15 protein-coding genes, 1 tRNA gene and 1 other RNA gene are annotated in these 18,994 nt (G+C 30.3%); 10 read left to right on the top strand and 7 right to left on the bottom strand.

Annotation, left to right across the window (positions count from 1 at the left end; genetic code table 11):
• Positions 1-80 precede the first annotated feature (80 nt).
• Together ffs and QZ143_RS01030 are read left to right on the top strand one after the other, a co-directional pair.
• Positions 81-396: signal recognition particle sRNA (gene ffs / locus QZ143_RS01035), an RNA gene on the top strand.
• 62 nt (positions 397-458) lie between these two features.
• Positions 459-542: transfer RNA gene (locus tag QZ143_RS01030), tRNA-Ser, on the top strand.
• Positions 543-548: 6 nt separating this feature from the next.
• Here QZ143_RS01030 and QZ143_RS01025 read toward each other — a convergent pair.
• From QZ143_RS01025 to QZ143_RS01015, 3 genes are read right to left on the bottom strand one after another with little or no spacing between them, the layout of a single operon-like run.
• Positions 549-1,457, bottom strand: coding sequence for a cation diffusion facilitator family transporter (locus QZ143_RS01025; protein ID WP_292880372.1), 909 nt, complete (start codon positions 1,455-1,457; stop codon positions 549-551).
• Complete coding sequence (locus tag QZ143_RS01020) at positions 1,450-2,568, bottom strand: pyridoxal phosphate-dependent aminotransferase (RefSeq protein WP_292880369.1); 1,119 nt, start codon at positions 2,566-2,568, stop codon at positions 1,450-1,452. The genes QZ143_RS01025 and QZ143_RS01020 overlap by 8 nt, the downstream gene beginning before the upstream one ends.
• Before the next feature lie 59 nt (positions 2,569-2,627).
• On the bottom strand, positions 2,628-4,181 hold the full coding sequence (locus tag QZ143_RS01015) for a radical SAM protein (RefSeq protein ID WP_292880367.1): 1,554 nt from the start codon (positions 4,179-4,181) through the stop codon (positions 2,628-2,630).
• 492 nt (positions 4,182-4,673) lie between these two features.
• On the opposite strand from QZ143_RS01015, the gene QZ143_RS01010 reads away from it, so the two are divergent.
• From QZ143_RS01010 to fwdF, 4 genes are all read left to right on the top strand, one after another.
• Positions 4,674-7,598 carry an Ig-like domain repeat protein gene (locus tag QZ143_RS01010; protein ID WP_292880364.1) on the top strand — a complete coding sequence of 975 codons (2,925 nt, stop codon included), beginning with the start codon at positions 4,674-4,676 and terminating at the stop codon, positions 7,596-7,598.
• Between the two features lie 107 nt (positions 7,599-7,705).
• Positions 7,706-8,164, top strand: coding sequence for a phosphopantetheine adenylyltransferase (locus tag QZ143_RS01005; RefSeq protein WP_292607064.1), 459 nt, complete (start codon positions 7,706-7,708; stop codon positions 8,162-8,164).
• Between the two features lie 102 nt (positions 8,165-8,266).
• Positions 8,267-8,458, top strand: a complete 192-nt coding sequence (locus QZ143_RS01000; protein ID WP_292607067.1) for a 4Fe-4S binding protein — start codon at positions 8,267-8,269, stop codon at positions 8,456-8,458.
• A 9-nt stretch (positions 8,459-8,467) separates the two neighbouring features.
• Entirely contained in the window at positions 8,468-9,475 is a 1,008-nt protein-coding gene (gene fwdF / locus QZ143_RS00995; RefSeq protein ID WP_292880361.1) for a tungsten-dependent formylmethanofuran dehydrogenase subunit FwdF, read from the top strand.
• A gap of 17 nt (positions 9,476-9,492) precedes the next feature.
• Here the strand turns inward: fwdF and QZ143_RS00990 are convergent, their stop codons facing one another.
• Together QZ143_RS00990 and QZ143_RS00985 are read right to left on the bottom strand one after the other, a co-directional pair.
• Positions 9,493-9,708, bottom strand: coding sequence for a class III signal peptide-containing protein (locus QZ143_RS00990; protein WP_292880358.1), 216 nt, complete (start codon positions 9,706-9,708; stop codon positions 9,493-9,495).
• A complete protein-coding gene (locus tag QZ143_RS00985; protein ID WP_292607073.1) occupies positions 9,668-9,874 on the bottom strand; it encodes a class III signal peptide-containing protein in 207 nt (68 codons plus the stop codon). The genes QZ143_RS00990 and QZ143_RS00985 overlap by 41 nt, the downstream gene beginning before the upstream one ends.
• Before the next feature lie 182 nt (positions 9,875-10,056).
• Here QZ143_RS00985 and QZ143_RS00980 point away from each other — a divergent pair, with 182 nt between their 5' ends.
• Positions 10,057-11,223, top strand: coding sequence for a hypothetical protein (locus QZ143_RS00980; RefSeq protein ID WP_292607075.1), 1,167 nt, complete (start codon positions 10,057-10,059; stop codon positions 11,221-11,223).
• Positions 11,223-11,942, top strand: a complete 720-nt coding sequence (locus tag QZ143_RS00975; protein ID WP_292607078.1) for a metal-dependent hydrolase — start codon at positions 11,223-11,225, stop codon at positions 11,940-11,942. The genes QZ143_RS00980 and QZ143_RS00975 overlap by 1 nt, the downstream gene beginning before the upstream one ends.
• Here QZ143_RS00975 and rqcH read toward each other — a convergent pair.
• Positions 11,939-13,948, bottom strand: coding sequence for a ribosome rescue protein RqcH (rqcH, locus tag QZ143_RS00970; RefSeq protein ID WP_292880355.1), 2,010 nt, complete (start codon positions 13,946-13,948; stop codon positions 11,939-11,941). The genes QZ143_RS00975 and rqcH overlap by 4 nt on opposite strands.
• Positions 13,949-14,036: 88 nt before the next feature.
• Between rqcH and QZ143_RS00965 the strand changes: the two genes are divergently transcribed.
• Positions 14,037-14,309 (top strand): hypothetical protein, encoded by a 273-nt coding sequence (locus tag QZ143_RS00965; protein ID WP_292607083.1) that lies wholly within the window; start codon positions 14,037-14,039, stop codon positions 14,307-14,309.
• Here QZ143_RS00965 and QZ143_RS00960 read toward each other — a convergent pair.
• Positions 14,304-16,118 (bottom strand): DUF2070 family protein, encoded by a 1,815-nt coding sequence (locus QZ143_RS00960; RefSeq protein WP_292880352.1) that lies wholly within the window; start codon positions 16,116-16,118, stop codon positions 14,304-14,306. The two genes, QZ143_RS00965 and QZ143_RS00960, sit on opposite strands and share 6 nt — an antisense overlap.
• 425 nt (positions 16,119-16,543) lie before the next feature.
• Between QZ143_RS00960 and QZ143_RS00955 the strand changes: the two genes are divergently transcribed.
• Entirely contained in the window at positions 16,544-18,580 is a 2,037-nt protein-coding gene (locus QZ143_RS00955) for a hypothetical protein (RefSeq protein WP_292880349.1), read from the top strand.
• The last annotated feature ends 414 nt before the right edge of the window (positions 18,581-18,994 follow it).

Here is an 18,994-nt window from a genome sequence, read left to right as displayed (position 1 = left end):
GAAATTTTTTTTATTTTATTTTTTTATTATTTAATAGGAAATTTTAGGTAACATTTATATAATATTAATATCATATATTAATATTGGCTAGACTGGAGGGTTAGGGGTCCTCTGTAAGCACATACCCCCTTTGGTGCGGTCGAAGTTCAGGAGGCGGCTTTTTAAGAGAGTATAAGCCTAGAAAAAACAACATAGAAACCTCGTCCTGCAGGATTGGTGGTGGTGAGATTTTTACTGGAGGGTAAAAATTAGTCATCTTCAATATGGGAATGGGTCAGGCCCGGAAGGGAGCAGCTCTACTATTAACATGCGATGCTTGTAGAATCCCGGGGTGGAGTTGGGTTTTTTAGATCACTTATATTTTTGAGATTAGTCCACTTCTGAATGTGCCATTAATAAAAATAATTAAGTTTATAAATAAGTTTTTACATATAATTTATTATACTTGTTTTTTAATTGTCGGGATGGCCCAGCCTGGTACGGCGTCGGACTGCTAATCCGATGGTCATATGACCTCCCGGGTTCAAATCCCGGTCCCGGCGTTATTATTATTTTTCATCATTTTCCTGGTCATGGTTGTATTCCAATCCTATTGGGCAGACATGTACCATAGCATATTTTACTTCGGGAATCTTTTTTATGAGGTTTTTTTCAACTGAGTGCGCTATTTTATGTGATTCATCTACTGTCATATTTCCATCAACTTTGACATGTAAACTGACTACTGCATAAGAACCCAAATAATCGACTTTGATGTTATGTGCATCCTGTGCATTAGGAGTTTTATTGGCAACTCTTTTAATTTTGTTTATGAATTCGGGGGAAGGTACCTTTCCCATAATATGGTCAATGTTTTCTTTACCTACTTCATATGCTGTTTTTAAGATTAAAACTCCAATGATTAATCCAATTATTGGGTCTAAAATAGGATAACCCATATTTGATACAACAACACTTAACAATACTGCTATTGATGAAAAAATATCTGTTTTTTGGTGTTTACCATCTGCAACAATTGCAGGACTTCTAATTTCTTTTCCAATTTTTATAATATATTCGCTGACGGAAAAATTTATTATAATGCCAAAAACTGCCATTATTGCTGCATAAAAGTCTGGTGTTGTAATTAATGATGGATTTAATAGCCTTTCAATAGCTCCCTGCATTATTTCATAAGCAACCATTCCTAAGAATAAAACTATTATTAATCCTCCAATTGCTTCTGCACGGCCGTGTCCTATAGGATGTTCATCGTCAGCAGGTTTTTGACCTATTTTAAATCCAACAAATGCGATTACAGATGTAGCTACATCAGATAATGTGTGTGCCCCTTCGGATATTAATGCATAACTTCCAGACATTATTCCTATTGCTATATTGAATGCGGTTAAAAAGCAGTTTGCTACTATAGCAACTATAGCCGCTTTTTTACCTGCTTTGCTTCTAAAATCATCCATTTACTACACGCTCTTCTAGTATGTCCATTGCTTTTTCAATGTTTTCATAGGAATTTGCATATGACATTCTGACATGTCCTTTACCGTTTGATCCAAAGGCAGCTCCTGAAACTGTTACTACTCCAGCATCTGCAGCTTTTTTAACAAAGTTTTTATCTTCAATTTTTGGAAATACATAAAATGCTCCTTCAACATTCACGGTTTCGTATCCCATTTCATTTAATCTGGAAACTATTAAATCTCTTCTCTTTTTAAATTCACTAACCATTTTATGAACTTCGTCCTGAGGTCCGGTTAAAGCTTCATAAGCTCCTTTTTGTGCTGTGGAATTGGCACAGGCAATACTGTTTTGGTGTATCTTAAACAACTCTTCAGTATGCTCTTCGTTTGCAGTCAAATAACCGATTCTCAATCCTGTCATTGCATAAGTTTTTGAAAAACCGTTTATTGTAATAACATTGTCACTGTATTTCGCTGGTGAGTAATGTTTTTTATCGTATATTATTTTTTCATATATCTCATCAGAAATGATTAGGAAATTATGATCCATTGATAAATCGGCGATTGCTTTGATGTCTTCTTTTTCCATTACTGCTCCTGTTGGATTGGATGGTGAATTTAAAATAATTGCTTTTGTTTTATCAGTAATTTTTTCTAAAACATCATCTGCTTTTAATTTAAATTCATTTTCCATTTTACAGTCAACCGGAACGATAGTCCCGCCTGCTAAATTAATACATGATTCATATAATAGAAAACTTGGATCAGGTAGAAGTATTTCGTCACCAGCTTCCATAAATGCCTGAGCGCTGATGTATAATGCTTCGCTGGCTCCAACTGTAACGATGATATTTTCAGGATCTGTTATTATGCCATTGTCCTTTTTGAATTTTTCAGCGATTTTTTCTCTTAATTCAATATATCCTTTATTTGGAGTATATTGTGTTTCATTATCATCAATTGATTTTTTCATCGCATCCTTAATGTTTTGAGGTACATTAAAATCTGGTTCTCCTATTCCAAGGTTTATTGCACCAGGCTTTGTTGCTTCAAACATTTTTCTAATTTGTGACAATTCAATAGTATTTGTTCTTTTCGCTGGGTTAATCATAATTTTTCCTCACTTGTTATTATTTATATTATTATAGTAATTTAATTTTTTTCTAGTAATTATTTTTCACATGCACCACAATTATAGCATGGACTAGTCTGACACCATGGTGTTTGTTTTAAATTTTTCAGTCGTGAATGTTCTATTTTCAAAAATCTTTTATCTACGCTAACATCAATATTATCCCAAGGCAGTTCATCATCAATTTGATAATGTGGGAGTTGTTCTTTCCATTCTTTTAGTGTAACCGTTTTTGTCAAAGTTTTCTCAATAATTTCACCAATGCCACTATTTCCACAAGATAGGATATATTGAATCATACTTTTTTTAGGACTTTCGCACTTTATGTTATATTTTTTCAATTCTTTTTTCAGATACCTAGTTTTGTTTTTAATATCTTTAAAATCATATCCTTCCCATTGTAATGGAGTATGAGGTTTAGGAATTAGTGGGTTTATACTAAATTTTACATTTTTAATATTATAATGCATATCTGCTATTCTTTTCAAGTATTCGGCAAGTTCTTTAATGTCATCCATATTTTCACCAGGTATTCCAATCAGAAAGTATAACTTGATTTTGAAGTCCAAGTCAACAGCATTTTTTATTACTGTAAAAATTGTTTCATCCAGTATCTCCTTATTTATTACCTTTCTCAATTTGGGAATGGATTCTGGTGCAAGCGTTATTGTTTTAAGTCCACTTTCTTTTAATGTCAGTAATGTTTTTTTGTTAATTGATTCAATTCTAAGTGATGGAGTTGATATTTGAAAACCTTTTTTTTCAAGACCATCTATCAGATTTTCCAGATTGCTATAGTCAGATACTGCAGCACCAATTAAAGTGACTTTATTTAATCCTGTGTTCTGTCTGTTTTGTATCGCAATGTCAATCAGCTTTTCATGACTTGTCTCTCTTGTGGGTCTATATAGATATCCGGACATGCAGAATCTGCATCCTCTCATGCATCCTCTTGAGACATTCAGCATTATTGTGTTGTTGAAAACTGTTTGATAATTTTCATCATCACTTTTGCTTATGATAGGTTCGGTAATGTGATAAGCATTTTCCATATCATCAACCAGAACGATTTTTGTCTTATTGTTGTATTCCGGAATATAAACTCCCGGTATTTCTAGAAACTTCTTTAGATTTTTATTTGGGCTTTTAAGATATGCATTTAAAATGTCATTTAGAATGTATTCTCCTTCACCAATTACAAAAAAATCAATGTAATCGGATAAAGGCATCGGATTTGCAGTTGCACAGGGGCCTCCGGCAATAATTAATGGGTACTCGTCTCCACGTTCTTTTCGTTTAAGTGGAATTTCAGCTTCTTTTAACATTTTTAAGACATTAAAGTAATCTTCTTCAAATTGCAATGTAAAGCTGATTATGTCTAAATGTTTCATGGGCATATTTGATTCGATACTTTTTGTATTCGGATATATTATCCTCTCACACCATGTGTCATCCCGTTCATTCAATTGATTGTATAAAATGTTATAACCTAGTGAAGACATCGCAGTCTTATATATATTTGGATAAGTTAATCCAAAATGAATTTCAGTATTTTTATGGTTTTTCCTGAATGTATTTTTTTCATATAACATATAATCAGCTATTTATTTTGACTTTTTTTATTTTTTAATTTAAATTCTTTGTTTATGATATAAGTGTTAGTATTGTAATTAATTTTCATTAATCAATCAATAATTTTTCTATTTTTTTTATAAAACATAATTATATTCTAATTTTTCTTATAAAAAACCATTAAATTAAAATTTCATTTTTGATGCCATTGTTTTTTATTTAAATTAAATTTAAGATATTTAATCTTATTATACTTTATTTCAGTAAAATTATTCTTTTATTTCCTATTTATATATCTTTTTAACTTTTTTTTAACGATTTATTTGTTTTTAATTTGTTTTTAAGATTTTTAAGTTGTAAAAACATTTATATATAGATAAATTATATAATGTTATCTACTCATTATGAAATACTATACATTAGTATAATCATATTTTACTATAAAATTTTCGTAATGAGAACCAAGAGGTGGAAAAATTTCGATAAAAAATAAAACATTAACTCTATCAATAGTGCTGACATTCTTTATTTTATTAAGTGCAGTTAGTGCAGTTGATAATACAAATGTTTCAATTACAGAATATTCAAATTTAGATGATGATGTTAATGCATCATCCATACAAAATAAATTAGAAATTTCTAACGAGGATTCTATCTCAGAAACTAATATAGTTAATTCTCATGATGATAATTTAGAAAATTATCCTTCTGACACTGTTTTATCAAGCAGTATTATTTCAGATTATGAGGATAATAACGGAACTTATGACTCTTCCTTGGTTTCTATCGCAGATGAGAAATTATCTTTATCTTCCAATGAAATTATTGCCGTTTCCGACATTGATGATGTTGTCAGCGTAAGTTCACATAATTCAGATGTTTTAGGCAATAGCAGTAAAGTAGCTACAAAATTGTCTGTAAGTGACACTTCATATAGTAAGTCTGGTACAGTTTTCAAAGTTACTTTAAAAGATAATTCAGGTAAGGCTTTAAATAATCAAAAGATTTCTTTGAAAGTTAACGGAAAGACATATTCTGCAAATACTAATAATCAAGGTATTGCATCAATTAAAACAGCTGCTTTATCAGTTGGTACTTATACTCTTTCTTTAACTTATGCAGGTAACTCCAATTACACTGCTTCTTCTCTTTCAAAGAAAGTTAAAGTATTGTCTTCTGTAAAAGGAAGTGACATTAAAAAATATTACGGATATACTTCCGTGTATCAAGCAACATTCTTAAAAGATGGTGCGGCTTTAGCAAATACTAAAGTCACATTCAAACTTAATGGAAAAAATTATACAAGAACAACTAATAAAAATGGAGTTGCAAAGTTAAATATCAATTTACGTGTAGGTAGTCATACTATTACATCAGTCAACCCATACTCTGGTGAAAAGTTATCCAATAATATTGTAGTCAAAAAGGATAAGTCTAATATTACTCATTCACCATATAAAACATACATTCACCCTAAAACTAAATATGTTTTCACTGTTGTTTTAAAATCTAAACATGATGTTAATATAAATGGGGCAAAAGTATACTTTGATTATAATGGTAAAATTTTAACTGCAATTACAGATAAGAACGGGAAAGCTAAAATAACTATTTCCGGACTTTCAAAAGGTACATATGATATTAAGTATACTTTTCGTGGAAACAGTATGTTTTATTCATCTTCTGAATCCAGTAAATTATATGTTCGAGACCCAACATGTAATTTAACCGCTTCTGATTTAAAAATGAAGTATAAAGATGGATCTTATTTCAAAGCAACTCTTAAACAACGCGATAAACCTTTAAGTAATAAAACAATTAAGTTCAATTTAAATGGTAAAACCTATACTGCAAAAACCGATGCAAAGGGTGTTGCTAAACTTGCTGTTGGTAAGTTGAAACCAGGTACTTATACAGTCAAATATTCTTATGATAAGAAAGGTTCAAAAGATTATGCTTACGGTTCAAATAAGATTATTGTTTCCAGATTGGATTCAAAATTAACTGTAAAAAATTTAAACATGAAATATAAAGATGGATCTTCATTCAAAGCGACTGTGAAAGATATGTCTGGTAAACCTTTATTCAATGTTACTGTTAAATTCACATTCAAAGGCAAGAATTATTATGCTAAAACTGATGCTAAAGGTATGGCTAAGTTAAAAATTAATGCTAAAGTAGGCTATTATCCTATTGACACTATTGTTTATGGTAAGTATTATACATCAGATACAATAACTAAGAAAATTTTAGTAAACGGAACAAAATTCGTTGCTAAGCAAGCATATGCATCTGTTGGAAAAACTGTTTATTATTCAGTTAAGGTTATTGATGGTAAAAGTAATCCTGTTAAAAAAGTTAAAGTTACTTTTACTTTAAATAAGAAAAATTATGCTGCTAAAACTAATGATGCTGGTGTAGCTAAAGTTAGTTTAGGTAAATTGTCTAAGGGAGATTATAAAATTCAATTTACTGCTGATTCAACTTCTGGTTCATCAACAATCCATGTTTTAAATATGGTCACTTTAAACCAAATTATTTCAGCATCCAAATATGTTAAAGGATATGTTGAAGATAATGAAAAATTACCTTCTAAAATTAAAATTGGTAGTTTATACTATTCTACTGCAGATTTCTTATATTTAGTTTCCGAAGCTATAATTAATTTGAAATCCGATAATAAAGATAATCTTCCAGTTTTAAAAGTTGCAAGTCCTAAAAAACCGGGATCTGCTTCAGATATGGGTAATTTATATAATTATCTTGCAGTAGCTAAAAGTTTAGTAAAAACTGCAGAGTCTAAAGGTATCATGCCTAATTATGTAAGTTCCGATTTGGGAAATATCGGATTTAAAGGTGTAGTTTATGCTTTAGCACGTGTTGTTGCATTTTATGGAAATGAAGGCGTTATGCCTGCTTATACTGCTGTAAAATCTTTATCTGAGTCAACTACTAGTAAATTAAATTCTAAAAATACTATTAAGGATTTAAAACCTTACTTGGCAGCTACTGCAAATTGTCAAGTAAATAATGATAAAATTAAGAATTTGGTTGCTAAATTGACTAAAGGATTAACATCTGAAAAAGCTAAAGCTAAAGCAATCTTTAATTATGTTAGGGATACAGTGTCTTATAGTTTCTATTATGATACTAGATATGGTGCTGTTGGTACATTGAATGCAGGAACTGGAAATTGTGTTGATCATGCACATTTAGTTGTAGCAATGTCTAGGGCAGCAGGCCTTCCAGCCAGATATGTCCATGGTACATGTACATTCTCCAGTGCTACTTATGGTCACGTATGGGCTCAAGTTTTAGTAGGAGATACTTGGACAGTTGCTGATGCAACAAGTACTAGAAACTCGTTTGGAAATGTAGTAAATTGGAATCCGGATACTTATAGTCTTCATGGCTATTACACAAGTTTACCATTCTAGTTTTCTACTTTTATTTTTTTATTTTTTTTAATCCTTTTTTTTTCAATAGCTAATAATTTATAATAGTTTTAATAAAGATTTAATTAGCAAGCTATTGAGACAATATTATGAATTCTAAAAATTATTCTAAAGTGGCTGTTGGAGGAACTTTTGACAAATTCCATGATGGTCATAAGAAATTATTATCGACTGCTTTTGAAATCGGAGATTTTGTGGAGATTGGTGTAACTTCAGATGATTTTGGAGGTTTAAAAGGTAATATTGATTCTTGTGAATTGAGAATGAAGAATCTTAAATATTTCTTTTCTGATAAATCTAATTTCACTGTTGTTCCTTTGGAAGATCCTTATGGTACTACTATTTATGATGGTGATTTTGAAGCTATTGTTGTAAGTGCTGAGACAGAACCAACTGCAGTTAAGATTAATGAGATTAGAATTTCTAAAGGTATGAAACCTCTTGATATTGTTGTTGTTAGTTTTGTGTTGGCTTATGATGGAAATCCAATTTCTTCCACTCGTATTCGGAGTGGTGAGATAAATAATAGAGGATATCTAATTCGTTAGCCGAAATATAATCGATATGTTTATATATTCATTTCGATAAATTTTTAATTACATGTGCATTATTTTTAATAATAATCATATGAAATTATTTGAGGTGGTTATATGGCAGTAAAAATTGATTCGGAGGCATGTGGACATATCCAAGATTGTCCAGTGCAAGGATTATGTATTAAACTTTGTGAACAAGGTGCAATTATTGAAGAAGATGGGGATGTAAAGATAGTCCCTGAAAATTGTGATGATTGTGAACTTTGTATACAAAATTGCCCAAATCAAGCTATATCTAAAGCATGAGGTATTTTTATGTTTGATATAGAGCGTGTTGGTGAAGAACACCGTAAATTGTCTTACAATGATGTAACTTGTGTTGGTTGTGGGATTTGTGTTGATACATGCCCTACTTCTTCCTTGAGATTGGGTCCGTTGGTTCCTATTGCACGAGGATTAATAGAGATGGATTTAATTTCTGTTAGTGATTCTTGTGTATTCTGTGGGTTATGTTCAGTAGCTTGTCCATTTGATGCATTATCTTTGACAATTGATGGTAATAATATTAAAAATGATGATTCTTATCCTTTATGGGAAGTTCAATCCACTATTGATGAAGAAGAGTGCATTTATTGTGGAAGGTGCAAATCTGTCTGTCCAAGAGATTCTATATTATTTGAAAGAAAACTTCCAGATATTTCCACATTAGTTCGTGGTGAAATAAGTTTCGATGAAGATAAGTGTATTTATTGTTCTTTCTGTGCAGATTTATGTCCTGCTGAAGCTATTACTCTTAAAAATATTGCATCATCAAGTGTTGATAAACTGAATAATTCCATTGAAGTTGATACATCCAAATGTGTATACTGTGGTGTATGTAAAAGAATTTGTCCAGAAGATGCAATTAAAGAAGTTTGTTCAACTTGTATGTTGCGTGAGGAAATTGAAGTTCCTGAAATTTCCGGTGAGGCATTTATCATAGAGAATTCATGTGTCAGCTGTTCATGGTGTTCTGAGATTTGCCCTGTTGATGCAATTACAGTTACTAAACCATTTGAAGGCAAACTTGAATTGGTGGAAACTGAAGAAAAAATTTGCAAAGGCGACTCATGTCATGCTTGTTTGGATGTTTGTCCATGTAATGCAGTTGAAATTATTGATGGGAAATCTGTTACCAATTTAGACTTCTGTAATTTATGCGGTGCTTGTGTAACTGCATGTCCTCAGAATATTAGAGTATTGACCAGAACAGATATGAATTTAGTCAATATTAATTCTGAATCATGGGCTGAAATTTTAAATTCATTAATTAGTGGAAAATAGGGTTAATGTCCCTATTTTCAAATTTTATTTATTAAATAATCTCTTTCTTCTTTTAACAAATTATTTAATGTTGTTTGCGTTTTTTGGGTTATGTTGGACATATAGCTTGCAACTAGAAGTATTATAACAATCAATCCTCCTGTTATTAGGATCAATTCTGCACTTCCCTGTCCTTTGTTGTCTAATTTCTTTTTATACATGGGTTCTGTTGTCCAATATTGTGTTTCTGACATCTATGATGTCGTCTTTTGCTTTTAAACTTCTGTCACTGGTCTCCATATAGGATCGGTAAATTGTTAATGCAAGTAATGCAATAACAATCACTCCACCAAATAGTAGAATGTATTCTGCAGCTCCTTGTCCGGAATTTTCATTTATGAGTGTGTTTATTTTTTTCATATTTTCACCAATTATAATTATAGATTTTCAAATTATATGAATATTACTATTTTTTAAAAAAGTATTACGAAAAAATTTTTTTATTGATTTTTCCCTATTTTTTCCATTAGGTTTATTAATAGTGTTGTAGATAAAATATAATTAGTTAAATATAGAGTGATTAAATTGATAAGGGTGAAATCGTGGGAAATACATTAAAGTTAGTTTCAGGTTTTATTTTATTTGTAGTAGGTATTCTCATAGCGTATGAGACTAGTGTATATAACTTATTAGATATTTTATTAATTGTTGGTCTTGTCATTTCAATTGTCGGAATAATTATGATTGTTAGTTATTTTGTCGATTCAAATGCAGATAGGACTACAAATGCTATTAAAGAATTTATTACTTCAAATGAATTTGATTCTCGTTCTCTTAATCGGTTTGAAAGGAAATCTGATAAACCTAATCAGCCGTTACATGTTCGAAGAGAATTCAATGAGTATGATGATACAAATTATGATGAATTGATGCTTGAAGATTATCAGGAACCTTCATCTGATACTTCTTATGAAGATATTCATGAAAATAATCCGAAAGCTGTTTTAAATGTTGTTCGTCAGGAACCACATGAAGATGCAGATTTCAACAGACAACTTCATTTCACTCCTAGGTATGACAAACCGTTAAAAGTTACTAGAGCCCCTAAAAGACGTGAAGAAGATTATTTCACCAAGGATGTACCAGAATTCATAGTTGAAACTGATAAATCTAATGAAATTAAAAAAGCATTAGCTCAAGAGGCTCCTGCCGAGGAGATTACTGTCGAACATAAACCAGAAACTGAAGAATTTACACAACCTAGGGATATTAAAATTGATATTAATGATCCTGAAAGTCTTCCAGTTCCAAAATCTCTTAACAGTTATGTAATATATAATGAAAGTTTAGTATCTTCCCAGGATGCTTTCGATAATCTGGCTGTGAATGTAACTAAAGAAATAATGCTGGAAATTCCTTCCTTGAATGATTTATCAGACAGATTTTTATCTCATGTGCCTACAATTTATTCCAGAGTAATTATTGATGAATTCGATGTTTCAGATATGTCATACATGTTTTTAATATCTTCTCTTTTAAAACAGGGAGTTCATATTAGAACTGTTCCTAAAGTACATACCGTTAATTTAATTACTGATGATTCTCATGCGATGATTATTTCAGATGGTCCTGACGGAATGGAATATGGTGCAATTTATGATGATAGGAATTCCATTTCAGATATTAGGTCTGACTTTGAAAAGACATGGGATATTGCATCCAGCCTTGATGAATCTGTTGTCATGAATAGTGTTGGTGGTGCTGCATAATGGAAATAAGATGGTTAGGTCACTCAGCATTTGAAATAATTAGCGATGATGATGTTAAAATATTGATTGATCCGTTCATTAGCAATAATCCTGCTTGTCAAGTGCCAGTTGAGGATTTAAACCCTGATATTATATTACTTACTCACGGTCATTCTGATCATTTTGGTGATGCATTGGAAATCTCCAATAATACTAATGCTCCTATTGCATGTATCCACGAAATTTCACTCTTTTTAGCAAAACAGGGCATTAGAAATATTAGTGTTAATATTGGCGGTTCTTTTATCTTTAGAAATATTAAATTTACAATGCTTGAAGCTAAACATTCCTCAGACATTGACATTGTTGAAGAAACAGTTCCTGGAGGAACTGCTGCAAGCTTTTTAATAACATTTGAAGATGGTACAAAAATATTCCATGCCGGTGATACTGGATTATTCAGTGACATGAAAACAATTATTGGGGAGATTTATAAACCTGATATTGCATTGGTTCCTATTGGTGATAAGTTTACAATGGGTCCTTTTGAAGCGGCATTGGCTTCAATGTGGTTAAACCCTAAAGCAGTTATACCTATGCATTACAATACTTTTCCTCCAATAGAGCAGGACCCTGCAATTTTTGCTAATTTTGTTAGTCAATTCAACCCTAACATTGATGTAGTGGTCATGAATCCGGATGAATATTTTGAGTTTGATCCTGAAAACTATCAGGATTAATTTTTTTCATATTTTTTTCTTTGATGATACTCTTCATCAATATCGCATTTTCCAGACGGCAACACTCTTATTATATCATCAAGAGTTATTAAATCGTCTTCATTTATTTTATGCAATATTTTTTTAGCTATTGCTTCTTTTTTTGTAAAACCTGGTTTTAAAACAACAAAATTTTGACTGTGCTTTTCTAAAGCTTCAATTGGACCTGCCATAATTCGTTTACCTTCATAATCAACTATTCCTACAGCTAATTTTAATCTTGCTCCCCTAATATAATTACGATGGCCTCTTATTACAAATGATCCTTTCGCTAAAAATTCTCCCGCTTCAGGTGTTTTCGAAACTTGGTCCGGATGGACCCAAAATACGTCTTGAGATGTGAAACCTTTTGACCAAGCAGATGAAAATGATGCTGCAAACTCACCAGATTCTTTAAGGAGATTGTCATTTAATTTATTTCCATTTAATTTTATTGCAGTTGATGTCGCACCATGTATATCTGCATGTAAATAAATATCATTTGGTTCTAGATATTTTTTCACAACACTTTCATTACTGTTTGCGTCACGACCGCCAACCACTAAAACATCATCGGAACTTACAAACCATCTTAATTTTTCATACCACTTGAGATTTTTCTTAACTCTTTTTTTGGGCACTGAAATGTTTTCCATTGCACTGTCCTTTTTAGATTTGATTTCTTCAAGCTGTTTTTTAGTGTTTTCAATAGCTATTAAAGCACCTTTTGTTTTTCTTTTAGCTTTTTTAGATTTTTCATAGTAATTTTCAGCATTTTCAGGTATTGTCAATTTTGGATTGATGTTTAATGTTGTACCGTCTATGTTTAATGTCAAAACGCCTAATGGATCGATTGATTCATATATTTGAGCTTCTTCCATTCCGTCTTTTTTGGCTTTTTTGAGTGTTTTTCCAATTTCTTTAAAAGAGTAACTCTTATCTCTAGCTGTGTTTACTACATTTATTATGTTTTCGATGGTTGTGTAATTTGAATAGATTACTTCTCCTTTAAATGTACTGTCGGCAATTGTTTTTTCAAAATTATCAAGTGTTTCTTGCTGTAACTTTAATCTTTTTTCAAATTTGCCTACCTTTTTATTCCATGCATTTTCTTTAATCTGTTTGATGTCGGTGTTTACTTTTTTTGAATAGAATTCATCACAGGCTTCATTGAAAGTATTATAATATGTTTTTTCAAATGAATCATATTTCATTAAATCAAGAGGAATCACATCTTCTTTAGAATCACTTTTGACGATTTGTGGTTTGATGGATTCATTCTTTAAATTGTCAAACAATTTTTTAAATCCTTCATATAATCCATTGATCTGTTCTTCTGTAAGATTGTTATTCACTGTATTTTTATCGATTTCAGTTATTTCATTTGCTCTTGCGATAACCTCTTCAGCATATAGACTTCCAAGTCCGTTTCTTGCAAGTGTTCTGACAACGTCGCTGTCGCTGTTATTTTCAAATAATTCTGTAAATTCATTTTCTGAAATGTTTATTGGGTTTATTCCTCTTTCTTCCGGGAAAACATATTCTCTTTTGGAACTTATGTCTCTATTGCTCCAATGTTTCCTTTTAAGGGGTAAAATGATATTGTTTTCATCATCTAAAAGAATGATATTCCCTTTGTCAAATAATTCAACTATTATTGTGTAATATTTGTCTTTTTTGACTCTAATTTCAACCACACGATCAAAATTATGTTGTTTTATGCTTTCAACATGCCCACCTTTAATTCTTTTTCTTAAAAGCATAGGAAATGTTGGAGGCGTGGTAGGATTTTCGAGGGGATATTGGCTTGTATGTATTCTTGAGCCACATTGCATTACTAAATCAATTCTTCCGGTTCCGGGGACGTGGAATCTCATTACTACAATGTCTTTTGTTGGTTGGAATGATTTATCTACTCGAGCACCACTTAATAAATTATTCAGTTCATCACTTATTGTAAATATGTCTACATTGGACATGGGTTTCATAGTAAACACCTTTTTTTTTATCAATCAATACTTTAATATATTATAATTACTAAAATTATATTAATATATTTAATTAAGGAGGATATCAATGGACACAACTATTAAGGTTACTAGTATTCATATTGTTGCTGCACTTGTCGCCGCTATAATTTCAACTGCTTTGACTGTAGGTTGGGTTGGATTTAAAAATGATATATTTGCTGGCTTTGTAGCATTAATAATACTTTATTTTGTAGGTCAATTCAGTCAAAAAATGGCTGGAGATGAAATTTCTGGATTTTCTCAATGGTTATGGGATGGAATTGCACCATTTTTCTTTACTTGGGTTATTTCATACACAATCTTTGTAATGTACTTATAAACCGAAGAATATCCAAATAAATGCAATTATTAATGAAGTTATTAGTAAAACTGGAGCTATAATTTTACTGACTGCAACAACTGAACTGATTGTTGAGATTAGTTCAGTTGAATTTTTTGGACCAAATGTGTTGAGATTTTCTATTTTTTCGGTTCCAGTTCCAACTTCAACTTCTTCTAAATCATTAATTGCTTCTTTTATACTTTTTTTAACATATTCTAAAATTTCAGGTCTTTTGGTAATTCCAATAGGATTATATCCTCTTGAAATGGTGTTGACTGTATGTGTATCAGTAGTCATTACTTCAATTTCATCGATTTCCAAATCTTTTACGGCTTCCATTATCTCCTGTCTAAATCCTACTTCCATATTGTTGGAATCAAATAAAACATATGCTGTTCTTTGATTATTAACTTCTATAATCATTGTTTTTATGCCACTTTCTCCAATTCCTTCCTGTTTATCAAGTGTGTCCATGGTGCTTTGCCAGCATCCAATTTTTATGCTTGTTTTATTTTGATCTGTCTCAATTTTATCAATTACATCAATTAAATAGAATACTTCAGAATTTCCAGGCAAAACTTCTCCGCTTTCAGGTGCAAAAGAATTATGACAATCAACTATTATCGAATCTTTAACAGCACATTTGCTTCTGCTTTGAGCCATCATTGTAAGTCCAACACCAAATTCAATGTCGTCGCTGCCCTCTGGTGCAAATGTTGATAATATCACCATCCCTTCATTGAAAAATTGAACTCCAATGTTTGCTGTTTGTGCATTGTATCTTACAAATTCGCTTGCGCTAGGTTTATATTCGACTTTTTTCAATCCCTTTTTTACTGCAGTTTCGATTTTATCTATTTCAGAAACTGCAATTGGGTTGAAATCGTGAGTTGATGGTCCATGTGCGACCATTGTGAAGTGATCGAATTTGTTTGCCAGTATTGTGGGCATGTTTGATCCTCCAAGGTCTCCAAGTGGGCCAGGATGGACAGATGGTGAAATAAATAATGCTTTTATTCCTTTTTCAGTCTTGAAACTAACAAAAGTAACTACTGTATCAATAGCTTCACTCATATTTTCAAACAGTCCTTCAAGAGAATTTGAACCTTCGTTCATGTGTGCAATGAATAAACTCAATAAATCTAAAACTCCAATTCCTAAGTTTTTCTTAAATGGGGAAGCTATTATTGTGATAAATGCATAAATTGCTAAAACAAAGATTATTCCCGCAATCAATGCTTTTAATGTAATTTGTATAATTATAGGTCCTAAAAAACTAGTGTCAATTACTAAAAATGTAACGAGAATGTACATTGCCAATATGAGTACTGGTTGAATTAATGCTGCTGTAACCGCTTTTGTGAACCTCATCTTTGAAGTGGCCCAGAATACTAATGTGTTGAACCCATATATCAAAACACAACCGAATAATAATGAGTTTAAAAAGATATCCAAATTTAGGATTCTTGAAATTACTCCTCCAATAAGTAATATAATACATAATATTGTCATTGAAAGTGCAGACAAAAACATGGAATGCTTTATTTTAACGTTTATACCATCCATTATACTTATGACCTGCTGATTAAGCCCACCACTCATAATTGATGTAATGCCGATAATCATTAAAAAATAAATTCCACCATATAAGATTTCTTCTAGAATACTATGGCTCACGGAATCAATTAAAAAATATAATGATCCTGTTAGGGTACTTATCAATATCATTCCAATTATGGAAAATTTTGTTTTGGGCAGGGTGGTTATATATTTTGAAAGTCCTGCAACGCTACTCATGCTTGACATAAAAAATTATCTCACTACTTTTAATTAATGTTCATATAAAAATTTAGTCATAACAAATATATTAAATTTGTCAAATTTATAATTATCATATTTCATTATTCATGATGACACAAATAATTGATATGAAGTTTAGTCCAACAATTATTGATGTTTAATTGGTGATGTGAATCATTTTCAGTTTTTAATCAAAAGGTTTCTATCCTTGAATTTCACATGAAATATTATAATGATTAGTATTTTTAACATCATGCTGATATTTTTGGTCGAAAAATCAAATCATAATAAAAATATTATTAAAGATGTTGTTTTTTTTTATAAAAGTTTTTATAAGTGGTTAAATATAGTATAACTATCTTAAATAATATAATTCAAATAATATCTATATATTATTTTAGATTTTTTTCAAAAGTGTGGAGGAATAATTAATGAAGAAATATACGTTTATACTTTCAGTTATACTTATTTCTTTACTTGCTGTTGGTGCAGTAAGTGCTTCAGATAGTGATAATTTCACTAATGATGTAATTTCTTCAGTTAAAGATTCCAATATTAATGATCAAATAGCTGTCGATGAAATAAATGATTTGGAAGACAAATCATTGGCAACTGAGATTGGAACTATTGAAGAAAACATAACTGATGATGTAAATAATCAATCAACTGAAAATGATGTGACTGATGTTGATACGACTGTAAATGTTATTGAAGATACTAATTCCGACGAAATCAAATCAGTTCCGACCAAAATTAATGTTGATAATGTCCTTGGTGCTCAACAAGATGGTGTTGTTTTAAATGATGGAAATGGAGTTTTTAATTTTAATTTCACCGAGGTCTTTGGTTGGAATATTTCTAGTTTCTGGACTGGTTTTAATTTCACAGGTTTGAATCTCACTGGCGTCTTTGATAATTGGAATGCTTCTAGTTTATTGTCTGGTTTGAATCTCACTGGCGTCTTTGATAATTGGAATGCTTCTAGTTTATTGTCTGGTTTAAATATTACTGGTTTGAATCTCACTGGTATTTTTGATAATTTTAATATTACTGATTTTTTAAATAATTTGAACTTTACTGAATTATTTAAAAATTGGAATATTACTGGATTTTTAGATAACCTTAACTTTACTAATATATTTGGTGGTTTGAACATTACAGGATTTTTTGATAAGTTGAATTTCACTGAATTTTTCAATAATTGGAATGTCTCTGGATTTTTAGATAATCTTAACTTTACTAATATATTTGGTGGTTTGAATATTACCGGATTTTTAGATAACCTTAATTTTACTAATATATTTGGTGGTTTGAATATTACCGGATTTTTAGAAAATTTAAATATTACTGGATTTTTAGATAATTTCAACTTTACTGAATTTATAAATGGTCTGAATATCACTGGACTTTCAAATATTACTAAATATTTAGATAATTTCAATTTCACTGAGTTTATCCATGGTTTGAATATTACTGAATTTTTAGATAATTTGAACTTTACTGATATATTTAAAGGTTGGAATATTACTGAAATTTTAGATAATTTGAACTTTACTGCGTTATTGGATAAGTTAAATCTCACTGAATTTTTAGATAACTTTAACTTCACTGAGTTTATCAATGGTTTGAATATTACTGGATTTTTAAATAATTTGAATTTCACTGATTTATTTAATAAATTAAATATTACTGGATTTTTAGATAATTTGAACTTTACAGAGTTATTTAATAAGTTAAATATCACTGGTTTCTTAGATAACATTACTAAATTCTTTAACATCACTGGTATTATTGATAATATCATTGACTTTATCAAAGATTTCGATATCTCTAAATACATAAACATTACAGAAATTATAAAGATTATTGAAGATGCTGGAAAAGCAATATTGGGCATTAAATCTTCAACTGTAGTTTATGCTGATGATTTAAGTGTTGTTTATTTAAACAGTAAAAAAATGGTTATTACTTTAAGAGATTATGAAGCTAATCCTGTAAGTGGTAAAACACTTTATGTTGTACTTAATGATAAAACCTATAGTGGGGTTACAGACTCTGCAGGTCAAATATCAATTACCGTTCCAAGTAATTTAAAACCAAAAACATATGTTGCAACAGTTACTTTTGCAGGTGATTTAGCTTATGATAGTTCAATTAGGGATGCTAAAGTTGTAGTCGCTAAAGGAACTCCGAAAATAACTGCTAAAGCGAAAACATTTAAACGTACTGTTAAAACCAAAAAGTACACAATAACCTTGAAAAATCATAAAAATAAAGTTATTAAAAATGTCAAAGTTACTCTTAAAGTGAAAGGTAAAACCTATACAGCTAAAACCAATAGCAATGGTAAAGCAATATTTAAAATTACCAAATTAACTAAAAAAGGTACTTTTAAATCTGTTATAACCTATAAAGGTAATTCACTCTATAAAAAAGTAACTAAATCTGTAAATATTAAAATTAAGTAGATTTAATTTATCTGCGTTGAAACAATATTAAAGCAATGTTTTTAAATCATATGTGATTTGGAAAACATTGCTCATTTTATTTTTTTTCTCATTTTAGTCATATTCATGCATCTATTAATTATGTGATGCTTTTTTTTTGAGTTTATTTATTTTAATGAAAAATATCAATCACTTAAATTAAAATAAATTCTAAACAGGCAAAATTATTGATCATTATTTTAAATATTTGTGGTCTAATAATATAGTGAAAAACTGTATGTTTAATTTTTTTCTTTAATATGTGTATGTTTTGAACCTCTCCGGCTTGTAGAAGCCGGAGATTCTTAGGCCATGCCTATTTTTTCGTCAAAGCATTTCCATTCATAATAATATGTGGATTTTCCTTGACTATTAGGCATGAAATCTACTAAGCAT

The sequence above is a fragment of the Methanobrevibacter sp. UBA188 genome (assembly GCF_905234905.1).
GTDB lineage: Archaea > Methanobacteriota > Methanobacteria > Methanobacteriales > Methanobacteriaceae > Methanocatella.
This window is presented reverse-complemented; position numbering and strand designations above follow the sequence as displayed.

What these genes read in the sequence shown, in the direction of transcription:
- QZ143_RS01015 (WP_292880367.1), bottom strand. Translation starts at nt 4,181, where the DNA reads ATGTTATATGAAAAAAATACATTCAGGAAAAACCATAAAAATACTGAA.
- QZ143_RS00960 (WP_292880352.1), bottom strand. Translation starts at nt 16,118, where the DNA reads ATGTCAAGCATGAGTAGCGTTGCAGGACTTTCAAAATATATAACCACC.
- QZ143_RS01005 (WP_292607064.1), top strand. Translation starts at nt 7,706, where the DNA reads ATGAATTCTAAAAATTATTCTAAAGTGGCTGTTGGAGGAACTTTTGAC.
- rqcH (WP_292880355.1), bottom strand. Translation starts at nt 13,948, where the DNA reads ATGAAACCCATGTCCAATGTAGACATATTTACAATAAGTGATGAACTG.
- QZ143_RS00975 (WP_292607078.1), top strand. Translation starts at nt 11,223, where the DNA reads ATGGAAATAAGATGGTTAGGTCACTCAGCATTTGAAATAATTAGCGAT.
- QZ143_RS00990 (WP_292880358.1), bottom strand. Translation starts at nt 9,708, where the DNA reads ATGTCAGAAACACAATATTGGACAACAGAACCCATGTATAAAAAGAAA.
- QZ143_RS00965 (WP_292607083.1), top strand. Translation starts at nt 14,037, where the DNA reads ATGGACACAACTATTAAGGTTACTAGTATTCATATTGTTGCTGCACTT.
- QZ143_RS01020 (WP_292880369.1), bottom strand. Translation starts at nt 2,568, where the DNA reads ATGATTAACCCAGCGAAAAGAACAAATACTATTGAATTGTCACAAATT.
- QZ143_RS00955 (WP_292880349.1), top strand. Translation starts at nt 16,544, where the DNA reads ATGAAGAAATATACGTTTATACTTTCAGTTATACTTATTTCTTTACTT.
- QZ143_RS01025 (WP_292880372.1), bottom strand. Translation starts at nt 1,457, where the DNA reads ATGGATGATTTTAGAAGCAAAGCAGGTAAAAAAGCGGCTATAGTTGCT.
- QZ143_RS01000 (WP_292607067.1), top strand. Translation starts at nt 8,267, where the DNA reads ATGGCAGTAAAAATTGATTCGGAGGCATGTGGACATATCCAAGATTGT.
- fwdF (WP_292880361.1), top strand. Translation starts at nt 8,468, where the DNA reads ATGTTTGATATAGAGCGTGTTGGTGAAGAACACCGTAAATTGTCTTAC.
- QZ143_RS00985 (WP_292607073.1), bottom strand. Translation starts at nt 9,874, where the DNA reads ATGAAAAAAATAAACACACTCATAAATGAAAATTCCGGACAAGGAGCT.